The 15,729-nt window shown below is 62.2% G+C and carries 12 protein-coding genes; 8 read left to right on the forward strand and 4 right to left on the reverse strand.

Going from position 1 to position 15,729, the window contains the following annotated elements:
• Window positions 1-3 precede the first annotated feature (3 nt).
• The 4 genes from IB264_RS08820 to IB264_RS08835 all read left to right on the forward strand — a co-directional run bounded on the left by IB264_RS08820 (window position 4) and on the right by IB264_RS08835 (window position 4,535).
• Window positions 4-780 carry an SDR family oxidoreductase gene (locus IB264_RS08820; protein WP_025429236.1) on the forward strand — a complete coding sequence of 259 codons (777 nt, stop codon included), beginning with the start codon at window positions 4-6 and terminating at the stop codon, window positions 778-780.
• Window positions 781-1,072: 292 nt separating this feature from the next.
• Complete coding sequence (locus IB264_RS08825; protein WP_025429235.1) at window positions 1,073-2,788, forward strand: IlvD/Edd family dehydratase; 1,716 nt, start codon at window positions 1,073-1,075, stop codon at window positions 2,786-2,788.
• 12 nt (window positions 2,789-2,800) lie between these two features.
• Entirely contained in the window at window positions 2,801-3,709 is a 909-nt protein-coding gene (locus tag IB264_RS08830) for a dihydrodipicolinate synthase family protein (protein WP_025429234.1), read from the forward strand.
• Between the two features lie 115 nt (window positions 3,710-3,824).
• Complete coding sequence (locus IB264_RS08835) at window positions 3,825-4,535, forward strand: FadR/GntR family transcriptional regulator (RefSeq protein ID WP_057209797.1); 711 nt, start codon at window positions 3,825-3,827, stop codon at window positions 4,533-4,535.
• 18 nt (window positions 4,536-4,553) lie between these two features.
• Here IB264_RS08835 and IB264_RS08840 read toward each other — a convergent pair whose 3' ends face one another.
• From IB264_RS08840 to IB264_RS08855, 4 genes are all read right to left on the reverse strand, one after another.
• Entirely contained in the window at window positions 4,554-5,054 is a 501-nt protein-coding gene (locus IB264_RS08840; RefSeq protein WP_025429232.1) for a hypothetical protein, read from the reverse strand.
• Between the two features lie 477 nt (window positions 5,055-5,531).
• Window positions 5,532-6,452 carry a response regulator gene (locus IB264_RS08845; RefSeq protein ID WP_025429231.1) on the reverse strand — a complete coding sequence of 307 codons (921 nt, stop codon included), beginning with the start codon at window positions 6,450-6,452 and terminating at the stop codon, window positions 5,532-5,534.
• The gene (locus tag IB264_RS08850; protein ID WP_192433275.1) at window positions 6,445-9,831 is read right to left on the reverse strand and encodes an ATP-binding protein; all 3,387 of its coding nucleotides are present in this window, start codon (window positions 9,829-9,831) and stop codon (window positions 6,445-6,447) included. Before IB264_RS08850 ends, IB264_RS08845 begins: the two co-directional genes overlap by 8 nt.
• A 113-nt stretch (window positions 9,832-9,944) precedes the next feature.
• Window positions 9,945-10,376: an OsmC family protein gene (locus IB264_RS08855; RefSeq protein ID WP_025429229.1), complete on the reverse strand. Its 432-nt coding sequence runs from the start codon at window positions 10,374-10,376 to the stop codon at window positions 9,945-9,947.
• Between the two features lie 300 nt (window positions 10,377-10,676).
• Between IB264_RS08855 and urtA the strand changes: the two genes are divergently transcribed.
• From urtA to urtD, 4 genes are all read left to right on the forward strand, one after another.
• Window positions 10,677-11,969 carry an urea ABC transporter substrate-binding protein gene (gene urtA, locus IB264_RS08860; RefSeq protein ID WP_025429228.1) on the forward strand — a complete coding sequence of 431 codons (1,293 nt, stop codon included), beginning with the start codon at window positions 10,677-10,679 and terminating at the stop codon, window positions 11,967-11,969.
• 187 nt (window positions 11,970-12,156) lie between these two features.
• Entirely contained in the window at window positions 12,157-13,773 is a 1,617-nt protein-coding gene (urtB, locus tag IB264_RS08865) for an urea ABC transporter permease subunit UrtB (RefSeq protein ID WP_192433277.1), read from the forward strand.
• Complete coding sequence (gene urtC, locus IB264_RS08870) at window positions 13,770-14,933, forward strand: urea ABC transporter permease subunit UrtC (protein WP_107027467.1); 1,164 nt, start codon at window positions 13,770-13,772, stop codon at window positions 14,931-14,933. The genes urtB and urtC overlap by 4 nt, the downstream gene beginning before the upstream one ends.
• Window positions 14,934-14,938: 5 nt before the next feature.
• Window positions 14,939-15,703, forward strand: coding sequence for an urea ABC transporter ATP-binding protein UrtD (gene urtD / locus IB264_RS08875; RefSeq protein ID WP_192433279.1), 765 nt, complete (start codon window positions 14,939-14,941; stop codon window positions 15,701-15,703).
• Window positions 15,704-15,729: the final 26 nt, after the last annotated feature.

Consider the following 15,729-nt stretch of genomic DNA (forward strand, 5'->3'; position numbering starts at 1 on the left):
AATATGAGCAAGCGGCTCGCTGGAAAACGCATTGTCATTACAGGGGCAGCCCAGGGCATTGGTCTTGCCATGGCCGAAGCGTTCCTGAAGGAAGGCGCCAGCCTCTTTCTGATCGATCGCGACGGGCCGCTGCTCGAAAAGGAGACGGCCCGGCTTGCGGCGGAAGGCGGCACGCTTGCCTCGACGACGGCAGATATCACCGATGCCGATGCGATTGCCGAGGCCATCCGCCAGGCCGAAAAGACGATCGGCAGGCCGAATGCGCTGGTCAACAATGCCGGCATCAATGTCTTTTCAGAGCCGCTAGCAACGACCGATGCCGACTGGCAGCGCTGCTTTGATGTCAATCTCAAGGGCGCCTGGAACTGTAGCCGCGCCGTTCTGCCCGGTATGATCGAGGCGGGCGGTGGGGTCATCCTCAACATCGCCTCGACACATGCCTTCACGATCATACCGCATACGTTTCCCTATCCCGTGGCGAAACATGCGCTTCTCGGCATGACCAAGTCGCTCGGCATCGAATATGCCTCCAGAGGCATCCGGGTGAATGCCCTTGCGCCTGGATACGTGCTGACCCAGAAGGCGGTCGAATACTGGAACAGCTTCCCGGACCCGGTCGCCGCCGAGGCGGAAACGATGAAGCTGCACCCCGGCGGCCGCATCGCCACGGCGGATGAAATCGCTCGCGCCGCACTCTTCCTGGTGTCGGACGAGTGCACCTTCATCAACGCCACCTGCCTGACCGTCGACGGTGGACTGAGCGTTTTGCATCATCCTTAAGCCAAGTCACGCCGCCATGCCCCGATAGCTGTCCGCCGTGCATCGCCGCGGTGGTGCGGCGCCTGCCGTTCGTGCGGCCAGGGGGCGGCACGCTTTGCCCCCCGTGACCGGTTTCGCCCGCGATCTCGAGACGTCATTTCATCTTCTGCGATGTGCCCGCCCACTCCCGCATAGGCTGGTGGGCACGGGCAATTGTGCGTGGTAGATGCTTGACCGCGAATAACTCCGATTATATGAGAAATAAAAATGCCCGTCGGCCAACACATGGCAGGGTACGTAGGGAGAGCTGAACGTGTCGAGAAAACTGAGATCGCAGCATTGGTTCGGGGGGCTCGATAAGGATGCCTTCATTCATCGCAGCTGGATGAAGAACAACGGCCTGCCGGATGACGCCTTTGACGGTCGCCCGGTGATCGGCATCTGCAATACCTTTTCCGAACTCACGCCGTGCAACGCTCATTTTCGCGGCCTGATCGAACATATCAAGGCGGGCGTGCTGGAGGCGGGCGGCCTGCCGCTGGAGTTTCCGGTCTTTTCCTGCGGCGAGTCCAACCTGCGTCCGACCGCCATGCTCTTTCGCAACCTTGCGTCCATGGATGTGGAGGAGGCAATCCGCGGCAACCCGATCGACGGTGTCGTGCTGATGGCCGGCTGCGACAAGACCACGCCATCCCTCGTCATGGGAGCGGCATCCTGCGATCTGCCGGCGATCGTCGTCTCAGGCGGACCTATGCTGAACGGGCGGCTCAAGGGCAGGACCATCGGCTCGGGCACCGATGTCTGGAAATTCTCCGAGGATGTGCGCGCCGGTGTCATGACGCCGGCCGAATTCATGGCGGCGGAAAGCGCCATGTCGCGTTCGCCTGGCCATTGCATGACAATGGGCACGGCTTCGACCATGGCGTCGATGGCAGAAGCATTGGGCTTGGCTCTGCCAGGCAACGCCGCCTATCCTGCCGTCGATGCACACCGCGCGCGCCTGGCGCGGCTTTCCGGCAGGCGGATCGTCGCGATGGTGGCCGAGGACTTGCGCCCGTCGCATATCCTGACGCGTGCCGCTTTCGCCAATGCCATCCGTGTCAACGGCGCTATCGGCGGCTCGACCAATGCCGTCGTTCATCTGCTAGCGATTGCCGGACGGGTGGGAACCGAACTGACGCTCGAAGATTGGGACCGATTTGGCCGGGATGTCCCGACGATCCTCAACCTCATGCCTTCAGGCACGTTCCTGATGGAGGATTTCTGTTACGCCGGCGGTCTTCCCGCCGTCATGAAGGAAATCGCCGATCTGCTCGATCTCGACAACCCGACGGTTACCGGCCAAAGCGTCGGCGCAAACATTGCGGATGCGGAGAATTACAATCCCGATGTCATCCTGCCGCGCGACGTGGCGTTGACGCAGCAGGGCGGGATTGCCGTCTTGAAGGGCAATCTGGCGCCGCAGGGGGCGATCCTAAAGCCCTCCGCCGCGACCCCGGCCCTGATGCAGCATCGCGGCCGCGCGGTCGTCTTCGAAACGATCGATCACTACAAGCAGCGTATCGACGATCCCGACCTCGCTATCGACGAGACATCGATCATGGTTCTGAAGAATTGCGGCCCCAAGGGCTATCCCGGGATGGCCGAGGTGGGCAACATGGCGCTGCCGCAAAAGCTGCTGAAGAAGGGCGTGCGCGACATGGTGCGCATCTCCGACGCTCGCATGTCGGGCACCGCCTTCGGCACTGTCGTTCTGCACGTCGCGCCGGAGGCTGCGGTCGGTGGTGCCTTGGCGCTGGTCAAGGACGGCGACTGGATTGAACTCGACGTGGCCGGGCGCCGGCTGCACCTCGATGTCGACGAGGCGGAGCTAGCGCGCCGGCGGGAGGAATGGACACCACCGGAAATCGCCATGCCCGGTGGCTACCAGGGCCTTTATGTCGAGCGCGTGATGCAGGCCGATCGCGGCGCCGATCTTGATTTCCTTGTCGGTTGTCGCGGGCACGCCGTGCCGCGCGAGAGCCATTGAGGAGGAGCGACGATGTCTCGGTTCGATCCTGCCGACCTGCATGGCATCCACGCCATCCTCTACGCGCTGTTTGATGACGACGAAAAGCTCGATCGCGAGGCGATGCGTCGGCAGACGGAAGTCTGTCTCGTTGCCGGCGTGCACGGCATGGCAGCGCTTGGCCTTGCGACCGAAGCCTCGAAGTTGAGCGAGGCCGAACGCATGGCCGTGATGGAATGGCTGGTCGAGGACACGGCCGGCCGCGTGCCCGTGGCGCTGACCATCTTCGGCCCGTCGGTCGAAGAGCAGGTGCGCCAGGCGCGCCATGCCGTTGGCGCCGGTGCTGACTGGTTGATCCTGCAGCCGCCGATCGTCGGCCAGTTCTCGGCCCAGGAATATATCCGTTTCTTTGGTCGCGTCGCCGATGCGATCGACGTGCCCGTCGCAATCCAGAATGCGCCAGCCTTCATGGGCAGAGGGCTGACGGCGACCGACATCGCCGAGCTGGTCCGCCAGCATCCAAACATTACCCTCATCAAGGGCGAGGGGCCGGTGGTCGATATCGCCACACTGATCGAGGTCACAGAGGGCCGCCTGCCCGTTTTCAACGGTCGCGCCGGTCTTGAACTCATCGATAACCTGCGTGCCGGATGCCGCGGCTTCATCCTTGCGCCCGATTGCATCGACCATGCGGTGAGGGCCTATGAATTCTATCGTGACGGCTGGGACGAGGAGGCGGAAGCCGCCTATCGCGATATCTTGCCGGCGGTGGTGTTCACCATGCAGGGGATCGAGAACCTGATGTGCTACGGCAAGCGTCTCTTCGGCGAACGTGCCGGCCTGCCCGTCTTCGATCGCGCGCCTGCGCTGCGCCCGACCGAGACAGGATTGGCAATGGTTCGGCGTTTTGCGGGCGAGCTTGGTCGTCTCGGCGAAGTGTAACCGCCTTCGCCCAGGCTCAACCTGGCTTGGCCGTGTTGGGGCGTGGCAACGGCTATGGTAGCAAGGGGTCGAATCGCGCCAGAATGCGCGCCGGGATTTCGGAAACGGACGGCTGATGACGACATTTACGATCGGTGACCGCGGGCTGCCCGCGCAGATCGCGGCGGAGATCGGCCGGCGCATCGCGCTTGGCGAACTTAAACCCGGCGACATCCTGCCCAAGGAATCCGAGATGCTGGGCAATCTGCGCGTTAGCCGGACGACTTTGCGCGAAGCGCTGAAGATCCTCTCGACCAAGGGGTTCATCGAGGCCAAGCCGCGCCTGGGCACCCGTGTCCGCGCACCGGAGCATTGGAACACGCTCGATCCGGTGGTGCTCTCCTGGCATGAGGGGGCGGAGGATCAGCAGCAACTGGCTGAAGAACTGTTTGAAATCCGCCTGGCGATAGAGCCGATGGCAGCGGGCCTTGCTGCCCGCCGAGGATCGGCGGACGAACTCGTGCGCATCCGCGCGGCCTATTCCCGGATGACCGAAGACCACGCGACGGTTTCCGCCGCCATCGAAGCCGACATCGAATTCCATCTGGAAATCATCCAGGCGGCGCGCAATCGCTTTCTCTTGCCTGTCTCGTCGGTGATCCGCACCGCACTGACGATCAGCATTCCCCGGACACTCAGGACGTTTGGCGGATTGCAGCACTCGTTGAAGATGCACGAAGCGATCGTCGACGCCATTGAAGCGCGCGATCCGATGGCGGCGTCCACCGCGGCGGAATCACTGTTGAGCGCTACATATCAGCGCAATTTTCAGGCCGGAAAACGATAGGCGCGCGCTGAAAAGGCGTCACTTGCGGCGCAGGTTGATCTCGCTGGTGACGACCTTGTCGCCGGATGCGGGGTCGACGTCGACGGTGGTCAGCCGCATGCCGTTGGCGCCGACCTTCTGTAGCGTCAGGTTGGCGCTGCGGTCGCCGTTGACTTCCTTTGCCCAGCGAATGGTGAGATTGATGGCGTCGCCGCGACGGCTGCCGCTCAGGCCCGCCCGTCCGCCGCGCGGACCCAGGTAGGATCCGCTGTATTTCGTGCCACTGAACTTCAGTTGGGCATCAATCGATTTTGAAATCAGGATCAATCCGCGACAGACGCCTTCCATTGAGAGTGCCAACCCTTGGGATTGGGAATCGAAGTTGCAGGAAACATTGACGGGCGACATATAGGTGCGGATTCTGACCGTCCCTCCGCCCGTCCAACTGCCCTGCAGCGACTTCAGGAATGCACCTTCATCCGCTTGAGCAACACCGGCCAGGGACGTGGTCGCGGCGGCAAGTACAAGCCATCGCAGCATGTTGCAACCCTCCGTTCAGAAACCGCCATGGTACACCAGCAAAGGCCAAGGTCACCAGCGGCAACGTGTGCGGCGGCCGGATGTTCCGCACGCGACGCTCGGTCAGGCGTGGCCGGCTGCACTGTTCCAATACCTATGCCGGAGCGTTGCTTGTGCAAGAGTGGGTGGAGGCTTTAGGCCGATATTGTGTTTATAGCGGCGGAATTTGTCCTACTTCGATTGATCTATACGCCCGAAAAGCGCGCTGGCGGCAGATCGCTCTGGCGATCATAGGCGCGCTACGTGTTCGCGCGCGGCGTGCGTTTGCTGAACAGGTTCTTCAGCCTAGCTAGAGCACTCGGCGGCAACGCCGGAAGCAAGGCGATCCCCATCACTCTTTCGCTCTCCGGATTCTCGGACGCCCTTCTCGGGCCCAGGGAAATGCGAAGAAGGCTAGCAGCGATTGAGTGAGGTGCGGTGCGGCCGGAACGCTGTTGCTTATATCCCGTGCAGGACCTGTGTCGCCTTGACCGCCGCCGAGGCACGGTTTTCGACGCCGAGCTTCACATAGATCTGTTCGAGATGCTTGGTGACGGTGCGTGAACTCAGTCCGAGAATCTCGCCGATATCGCGGTTCGATTTCCCCTTGGCGATCCAGAGCAGCACTTCGGATTCGCGCTGGGTCAGCGAGAAGTGCTGCCGCAGCATCTCGTCGTCGCTGCGTCGGCTCTCGGCCGTCAGGCGGAAGAGATATTCGTTGGCGCCGATCGCGCCGAGGAAAGAGATCTGCAGTCCCGCTTGACCGGGCTCTTCGAGGGTAAAGCTGTTCTCCCGCTTGCCGCCTGTCTCGGTTTTTTCCATCCAGGCGGCGATGCGCCGAGCGATCGTCGCAAGGCCCTCGTCGCTGCCGGTTGCGGCGTTGACGAGGCGGTTGGCCTGCGGTGTCGACCAGCGAACACTGCCGTCAGAGCGAACGGCAAGCAGATGGCGCCCGGCGGCGTCTAGCGCAACGCGGGCGCTTTGCGCCGAGCGGGCATTGGAGAGATGAACACGGATGCGGGCCCTGAGCTCATCGATGTTGATCGGTTTCGTCAGGTAGTCGACGCCACCGGCTTCGAGGGCGTGCACCACATGCTCGGTTTCCGTCAGCCCGGTCATGAACAGCACCGGCGTCTGGCCGACGGAGGCGTTGGCCTTCAGTCTCAGGCAGGTTTCAAACCCGTCCATACCGGGCATGACAGCGTCCAGCAGAATGACATCGGGCGTAATCCGGTCGGCAATCGAAAGTGCGGCACTGCCCGAGGTGGCGATCAGTACAGAAAAGCCCGACTGCTCCAGCGCCTCGGTCAGAAAGCCGAGGGCCTCCGGGGAATCGTCCACCAGCAGTACGATGTCGCGACGATCGTAAGTCTCAACCACGGGTGACAGCTCCATTCGCCGCTTTTTTCTTCAGGAAGGCGTCATAGCCCGTGAGGTCGAAGGCCTGGACATAGGCGCGAGCAGCATCGACGAAGAGCTGATGTTCGGGCTCCAGCGCGATCTCCGTCAGCTTGGCCTCGATGCCTCTGACGTAGCCGATCTCGCCAAGCCGGATCAATTCCTCAACATGATGCTCGTCGGGCAACGTCATCGCACCCGCTTTTGGCCTAATCGGCTTCTCGGACGCTTCGCCCTCATGGATCCAGGTGAGGCCAAGTTGAACGGCAAGCTTGTCCGCGAGTTGGCCGACGCCGAAGGGCTTGGCGAGTGTGTCGTTGTGGCCGACAAAGGCGCCGGTGGTCGAGCCGTCGCCGATGTTGGCCGACAGCATGATGATCGGCGCCGTCTGGCCGTTGCGGCGCAATTTGTCGACGAGTTCCCAGCCGTTCATACCAGGCATGGAGATATCGACGAGGAAGATGTCCGGCGCCAGCGCCTCGACCATCGCGAGGCATTGCCCGCCACTTTCGGCGGCAAGCACCGTAAAGTCCATCGGCTGCAGGATTTCGCGCATCAGTTCGCGGTGATCGGCATTGTCGTCGACAACCATGATCGTGCGCCGCGGGCCGAGATAGGAGGTGATCCGGCGCACCGCAACGAGCGGCGCCGGCCGGTCGACGGCGGAAAGCATCAGCCGGACCTTGAACGTCGTGCCCCTGTTCGGTTCACTTGTCACGGATATCTCGCCGCCCAGCGTCTGCGTCAGCAGGCGGGTGATGGTCAGACCGAGGCCGAGACCCGGCATGCTGCCGAGGTGTTCCGCCACGCCGCGCTGGAAGGGGTCGAAGATGCGCGGCAGATCCTTTTCGGCAATGCCGCGACCACTGTCGGCGATCGTAAACGTCGCAACCTGGCTGCGATAATCGATATCGAAGCGGATCTCGCCGCGTTCGGTGAACTTCAGGGCGTTGGAGAGCAGGTTGACGAGGATCTGGCGCAGCCGCTTTTCATCCGTCTTGACGTAGCGTGACAAGGTGGGCGCGCGTCGATGTTCGAAGGCGATGCCTTTTGCCTGGGCCTGCGGACGGAACATCTCGACGACCTGATCGAGGAAGTCGTGAATGTTGATCTCGTTGGAATAGACCTGCAGCTTGCCGGCCTCGATCTTTGAGATGTCGAGAAGTCCGTCGATGAGCCCGGAGAGGTGATCGGCGCTGCGCTTGATGACCTTGATCGCGCCTTGTCGGGCCGGTGGGATCGTTTCATCGCGCTCGAGCACCTGTGCGTAGCCGAGCACGGCATTGAGCGGTGTGCGCAGCTCATGGCTAAGGCCGACGACGTAGCGGCTCTTGGCACGATTGGCCGCCTCGGCGGTCTCCTTTGCCTGCTGCAGGGCGGCATCGGTCTTCTTGTGTGCGGCGATTTCCTTCAGCAGCAGCGTGTTCTGCCGTGACGATTCTTCTTCGGCGACGACGCGGCTGTCGTGGGCGAGCACATAGAACCAGCAGACGATGCCGGCGAGCACGGCAAAGACGAAGAAGACGACGGCAATGGTGCGCTCAACCACTGTTGCCGTCTCGGGCGAAGCGTTGCCGGTCTGGTGCGCGATCATCGCCAGGATCAGGCCGATGCCTGCGATCGAGAGCACCGCCGAAATGGCGTAGCGCCCGAGCCGCGTCGTGAGCTTCGCCGTTACCTCTTCGGGTAGAAGCGCGTTCGCGACCGTTGCCACCTGCGCATTGAAGCGTGCCTTCGGCTTGCACATGTCGTGGCAGCGGCTGTCGAGCGAACAGCAGAGCGAGCAGATGGGCGCCGCATAGGCCGGGCACCAGGCCATATCCTCCGGCTCGAAGGGATGCTCGCAGATCGAGCAGGTGATCTCGCTTTCGCTCGCCCAGCTTCGTCTCGGCTTTCGGGCGAGGTAATATTTGCCCCCGGTCGCCCAAGCGATCAGAGGCGAGGCGATGAAGGCGACAAGCAGCGCAATATAGGGCGCAAGCGATGCGGCAATGGCGCCAAAGGCACCGAAATGCGCCGCCAGCGCGATCGTCGCCGAAAGCGCCATGGCACCGAGGCCGACCGGGTTGATATCGTAGAGATGGGCGCGCTTGAATTCGATGCCGGGTGGCGAGAGGCCGAGTGGCTTGTTGACGAAGAGATCGGCCGAAATGGTGCAAAGCCAGGCCATGGCGACGATCGAGAAGACGCCGAGCGTTTCCTCAAGGAGCTTGTAGATGCCGAGTTCCATCAGAAGCAGCGCGATCGCCACGTTGAACACCAGCCAGACGACGCGGCCGGGATGGCTGTGGGTGAGGCGCGAGAAGAAGTTGGACCAGGCAAGTGACCCGGCATAGGCGTTCATGACGTTGATCTTCAACTGCGAAACGACCACGAAGGCGACCATCAAGAGGAGGGCGGCGGTCTCAGACGGGATCATGTAGCCGAAGGCGGTGTAGTACATCTGCGCCGGGTCGGCCGCCCGCGTCGACGGAACGCCGGAGGAAAGCGCCAGCACGACAAGGAACGAACCGGCCAGAAGCTTCGGTGCCCCGACGAGCACCCAGCCGGAGCCGGCCAGGAAGATGGCGACGCGGTGATGCAGCTTGCGCTGGCCGTCGGGCGGCAGGAAGCGCAGGAAGTCGACTTGCTCGCCGATCTGCGCCATCAGCGCAAAGATCACCGCCGAGGCGGCGCCAAACTCGATGAGGTCGAAGGGCGCGAGCGTGCCCGGTGGACCGGATGCATGATGCATGCCGGCATAGGCAAGCCAGGTGGCGACCTTCTCCCAGTCCGCAAAGGCGATGAAGATAAAGGGCAGGATATTGAGCACGATCCAGAAAGGCTGGGTGATCAGCTGGAACTTGCTGATGAGCCGCACCCCATGGGTGACGAGCGGAATGACGACGACCGCGCTGACGATGTAGCCGACCCAAAGCGGTATGCCGAGCGCCAGCTCGAGCGCACCCGACATGATCGAGGCCTCGATCGCAAAGAGGATGAAGGTGAAGCTCGCATAAATCAGCGAGGTGAGGGTCGAGCCGATGTAGCCGAAGCTGGCGCCGCGGGTCAGAAGGTCGATGTCGACGCCGTGGCGGATCGCGTAACGGCTGATCGGCAGGCCGACCGTCAGGATCATCAGGCTGGCGATCAGGATGGCGACGATGGCGTTGGTCGTGCCGTAGGACATGGTGATCGCGCCACCGATCGCCTCCAGCGCCAGGAACGAGATCGCCCCGATCGCCGTCTGAGAGATGCGCTCGGAGGAAAAGCGCCGCGCACTCTTGGCGGTGAAGCGCAGCGCATAGTCTTCAAGCGTCTGGTCGGCGACCCAGCGATTGTATTCGCGTCGAACGGGAATGATGCGCTGGCGTGCCGCCATGTTGCCTCGTCATCTCCAGCATTGCCGACACATATGTGCCTATTTTCACGGCACGCACATTCCGTGCGTGAAATTTATGCAATGCGGAGATGGCGAAAGCAAGTGTGAAAGGATCATCCGCTCACTGCTGATGTGTCGACGACGACAAAATCATGGGTAATCCTCGCGGACTTGGCGAGCATGGCTGACGCCGAGCAGTATTTTTCAAGCGAGAGGGCGACCGCGCGCTCGACCTTCTTTTCCGAGAGGCCACGCCCCTTCACCACGAAGTGCATATGGATGCGGGTAAAGACGCGCGGGTCTTCTTCTGCGCGGTCGGCGTCGAGCTCCACGGAGCAATCTTCGACCGGCTCGCGACCCTTTTCGAGGATATGAACGACGTCGTAGGCCGAGCAGCCACCGGCGCCGATCAACATCAGCTCCATCGGGCTTGGTCCAGGCGTCCGCCCTTCCGGACCGGATGCCGTCCCGAGGACGATCTTGTGACCGCTTCCGGACTCGCCGACGAATGTCCGCTCTTCAACCCACTTGATACGTGCTTTCATGATCTCTCACCTGTGTTGAGCTGCTGTTGATGGCCAGTCGGCCTTCGATGTTTCAATAGCCGGAAAAGCCATCCTGCGGCCAGACTGGCACGTTGATTTCAACGTCATGGCCTTTGCACAATTCCTGCACGGCGGCGTGAACTCCGGATCGCCCATATCGCGGCAGCTTCCTCTTTGCCCCCTCGACCTACGTAGAATGACGTATGTGCAGTGCAGCACGACTGGCGGATGATCCCTCAAGCAACGGTCAAAAGGTACGAAGCCTCGTTGCGGCGATCAGAACGAGAGGGGTTCAATCAGATGAATATCAAGGCACGCGTCACCGGCGCTTTCCTGGCAACGATCTTGTCGACGACGGCATTCAACGGCGCCTTTGCGGCCGACGACACGATCAAGGTCGGCATTCTGCATTCGCTGTCGGGAACGATGGCGATCTCCGAGACGACGCTGAAGGACGCCATGCTCATGCTCATCGACGAGCAGAACAAGAAGGGCGGCCTGCTCGGCAAGAAGTTGGAAGCGGTTGTCGTCGATCCCGCGTCCGACTGGCCGCTCTTTGCCGAAAAGGCGCGCGAGCTCGTTTCCGTCGACAAGGTTTCGGCGGTCTTCGGCTGCTGGACGTCAGTCTCGCGCAAATCCGTCCTGCCGGTTTTCGAGGAGCTTAATTCGATCCTCTTCTACCCGGTGCAGTACGAGGGTGAGGAAAGCCAGCGCAACGTCTTTTACACCGGCGCCGCGCCGAACCAGCAGGCCGTTCCGGCGGTCGACTATCTGATGGAAAACGAAAGCGTCGAGCGCTGGGTTCTAGCGGGCACCGACTACGTCTATCCGCGCACGACCAACAAGATCCTCGAGGCCTATCTCATCTCCAAGGGCGTGAAGCCCGAGGACATCATGATCAACTACACGCCGTTCGGTCATTCCGACTGGCAGACGATCGTGTCCGATATCAAGAAATTCGGTTCTGCCGGCAAGAAGACGGCGGTCGTCTCGACGATCAACGGCGACGCAAACGTGCCGTTCTACAAGGAACTGGCGAACCAGGGCGTCAAGGCCGAGGATATCCCGGTTGTCGCCTTCTCCGTTGGCGAAGAGGAACTCGCCGGTCTCGATACGGCCCCGCTCGTCGGCCATCTCGCCGCCTGGAACTACTTCCAGTCGGTCGATACGCCTGCCAATGCCGAGTTCATCAAGACCTGGAAGGGCTACACCAAGAACGACAAACGCGTCACCAACGACCCGATGGAAGCCCACTATATCGGCTTCAACATGTGGCTCAAGGCGGTCGAGAAGGCCGGAACGACCGACACCGACGCAGTGCTTGACGCCATGATCGGCGTATCCGTGCCCAATCTCTCCGGCGGCTATTCGACGATGATGCCGAACCACCACATCACCAAGCCGGTGCTGATCGGTGAAATCCAGAGCGACGGCCAGTTCGAGACGGTTTGGGAAACGCCCGGTCTCGTGGTTGGTGACGAATGGTCCGATTACCTGCCTGACTCCAAGGACCTGATCGCCGATTGGCGCGCGCCGATGTCCTGCGGCAACTTCAACGTCGCCACGGGCAAATGCGGCGGCAAGGGCTCCTGATTTCATCACCAAACGATAGTTTCCGGGTCGTGGCCAACGCCTCGCTCCCCTTTGAATGACGAAATCATAGGCAGGCATACCCTTCGCCCAATGCTCCCGTTGGGCGAAGGGATCTCGAAATTCCATGCCGCGGTGGCCGCGCCTGCCTGGCGCTGCCACAGACGAGCGAGACCCAAGCGAGAGGGCGATGTATCGCATTCTGCAAACCCTGTTGATCACCCTTTGCCTGCTGGTTTCAGCCCATGTCACGGGCTCGCGCGCCGCGGACGATCTCGGCGCGCTCGTCAGTGCGCTCGGAACGGCCAAGCTGGCCGAGCTCGATGATCGCATTGCCGCGCTTGCCAAGAGCGGCGATCCACGTGTCATCCCGGTTCTCGAGGCACTTGGGGAGGGCAATCTCTATGCGCGAAAGACCGACGGCCGGGTCTTCCTCACGACGGAGAAGGGCGCGAGCCTTGTTCTAGTCAATCCGCTTGATGGCTCTGATGTCGGCGAAGTGCCGAAGGGCGAGCTGCAGAAAATCAAGGTCAACAACGCCGTCCGGCGCGCCGTTCGAGGCGCGCTCGGTGGACTGACGCTTTTCAGCGCCGATACGGGCGCAAGGTTGAAGGCGGCGCAATCCATGCGGCAGACGCCGAATGCCGACGCGCTCGAGGCGATCGAGACGGCACTCGCCGCGGAAAAGGACGCAACGGTGCGCAAGGCGCTCGACGAGGCGCGCGCGGTGACGCTTCTGGTTTCCGACCGTTCCGACGACGACAAGCGTGCGGCGATCAAGACGCTGGCAGAAGGCGGTGGCCGCGAGGCGCTTGGCGCGCTGACCTCAGCGCGCTCATCGGCGGATGCCAGCCTGAAACCGGATATCGAGGCCGCGCTGCAGCGCATCGAACAGGCGCAAGCATTCTGGAACGCCGGCCAGAACGTCTGGTACGGGTTGTCGCTCGGTTCGGTGCTGCTGCTCGCGGCAATCGGTCTTGCCATTACCTTCGGCGTGATGGGCATCATCAACATGGCGCATGGCGAGATGGTCATGCTCGGCGCCTATACGACATTCCTGGTCCAGGACGTCATTCGCACCTCCTATCCCGCTCTCTTCGACTGGTCGCTGGCGATCGCCCTGCCGCTCGCCTTTCTCGTCACCGGGATCATCGGCCTTGCCATCGAGCGCAGCGTCATCCGCTTTCTCTATGGTCGGCCGCTCGAAACGCTGCTGGCCACCTGGGGCATCTCGCTGATCCTGCAGCAAGCGGTTCGCTCGATCTTCGGGCCGACCAACCGCGAAGTCGGCAATCCCTCCTGGATGGCCGGCGCCTTTGATCTCGGCGGCTTGACGATCACCTGGAACCGGCTCTGGATCATCGTCTTTGCGCTCGCCGTCTTTGCAGCCCTTCTGTTCCTGCTGAAGCGAACGTCGATGGGGCTGAGGATGCGGGCCGTGACGCAGAACCGCCGCATGGCGTCGTCCATGGGCATCCGCACGCCCCTGGTCGACGCTCTGACCTTTGCTCTCGGGTCCGGCATCGCCGGCATGGCCGGCGTGGCGCTGTCGCAGATCGACAATGTCTCGCCCAATCTCGGCCAGGGCTACATCATCGACAGCTTCATGGTCGTCGTCTTCGGCGGTGTCGGTAATCTCTGGGGAACGCTCGTCGGCGCCTTCTCGCTCGGCATCCTCAACAAGTTCCTCGAGCCCTATGCGGGCGCCGTTCTCGGTAAGATCCTCGTTCTGGTGCTCATCATCCTCTTCATCCAGAAGAAGCCGCGCGGCCTCTTCGCACTCAAGGGAAGGGCGGTGGAGGCATGATCACCTCGTTTCTGCTCAAGTCGCTCGATCGCAGCATCGTCACGGTTGTGGCGCTACTGCTGGCTCTTGCCATCGCCATTCCCGCCCTCAACCTGCTGACGGCGCCGGATCACCCGCTGCACGTGCCGACCTATCTGGTCTCGCTGTTCGGCAAATATCTGACCTACGCGCTTCTGGCGCTGGCGCTCGATCTCGTATGGGGTTTCTGCGGCATCCTCTCGCTCGGTCACGCCGCGTTCTTCGCGCTCGGCGGCTATGCCATGGGCATGTACCTGATGCGCCAGATCGGCGCGCGCGGCTCCTATGGCAATCCTTTGCTGCCGGATTTTATGGTGTTTCTCAACTGGAAGGAGCTGCCCTGGTTCTGGCAGGGCTTCGACATGTTCTGGTTCGCGGCACTGATGGTGGTGGTGGTGCCCGGACTGCTTGCCTTCGTCTTCGGCTGGTTCGCCTTCCGCTCGCGGGTCAACGGCGTCTATCTGTCGATCATCACCCAGGCGATGACCTATGCGCTGCTGCTTGCCTTCTTCCGCAACGACATGGGTTTCGGCGGCAACAACGGCCTCACCGACTTCAAGGATATCCTCGGCTTCAACATCCAGGCTGACGGTACACGCGCCGCACTTTTTGCCGCATCCGCCCTGATGCTTGCCCTATGCCTGGTGCTGACGGCGGCGATCGTCCGCTCGAAATACGGCAAGGTGCTGGTCGCCGTGCGCGACGCCGAAAGCCGTACGCGGTTTCTCGGTTATCGGGTGGAGCATATCAAGCTCTTCGCCTTCACGGTCTCGGCGATGATGGCCGGCATTGCCGGCGCGCTTTACGTGCCGCAGGTCGGCATCATCAATCCCGGCGAGTTCGAGCCCGGCAACTCCATCGAGGTGGTCATCTGGACCGCAGTCGGCGGGCGCGGGACGCTGATCGGGCCGATCGTCGGCGCGATCCTCGTCAATGGCGGCAAGAGCATCTTCACGGCGGCCTTTCCGGAGTTCTGGCTGTTTGCGCTCGGCGGGCTGTTCGTTCTCGTCACCCTGTTCCTGCCGAAGGGCGTGGTCGGGACCGCGAGCGCCTATCTTGCCCGCCGCAAAGCCCACCGCCGGGCGGCAGATGCCCAACGCGCTCGGGACACCCTTGTCGCTGAACCAATGGCTGCGGAGTGATGGGCATGAATCAGACGATCAGCCAGACCAAGCCGAAAAGCCTTCTCTACCTCGACGGCGTCTCTGTCTCCTTCGACGGGTTCAAGGCGCTCAATTCGCTGTCCTTCGTGATCGAGCCGGGCGAGCTTCGCGCCATCATCGGCCCGAACGGCGCCGGCAAGACGACGATGATGGACATCATCACCGGCAAGACGCGTCCGGACGAGGGACAGGTGTTCTTCAAGGGCGACATCGACCTCACCCAACGGGATGAAGCTGAGATCGCCAATCTCGGCATTGGCCGCAAGTTCCAGAAGCCGACGGTGTTCGAAAGCCATACCATCTGGGACAATCTGGAACTGGCGCTCAACAGAAGCCGTGGGGTCTTACCGACGCTGTTCTACAGGCTGACGGCGGACGACAAGGCGCGGATCGAAGAGATCCTGTCGATAGTGCGGCTCAACGCGCGCCGCGATGATCTTGCCGCCAACCTGTCGCATGGCCAGAAACAGTGGCTGGAGATCGGCATGCTGCTGGCGCAGGAGCCGGAGCTGCTGCTGGTCGACGAGCCGGTTGCCGGAATGACCGATGCGGAGACGGCCGAAACGGCGATCCTGATCAAGGAGATCGCAAGGACGCGCTCGGTCGTCGTCGTCGAGCACGACATGGGCTTCATCCGCGAGCTTGGGGTCAAGGTCACGTGCCTTGCCGAAGGCTCGGTGCTGGCTGAAGGCTCGATCGATTTCGTCAGCAGCGATCCGAAGGTGATCGAAAACTATCTCGGCCGCTGATAGCGGCCACTCACCAACGGCCCAAG

The sequence above is a fragment of the Ensifer sp. ENS11 genome (assembly GCF_014851895.1).
Lineage (GTDB): Bacteria > Pseudomonadota > Alphaproteobacteria > Rhizobiales > Rhizobiaceae > Ensifer > Ensifer canadensis.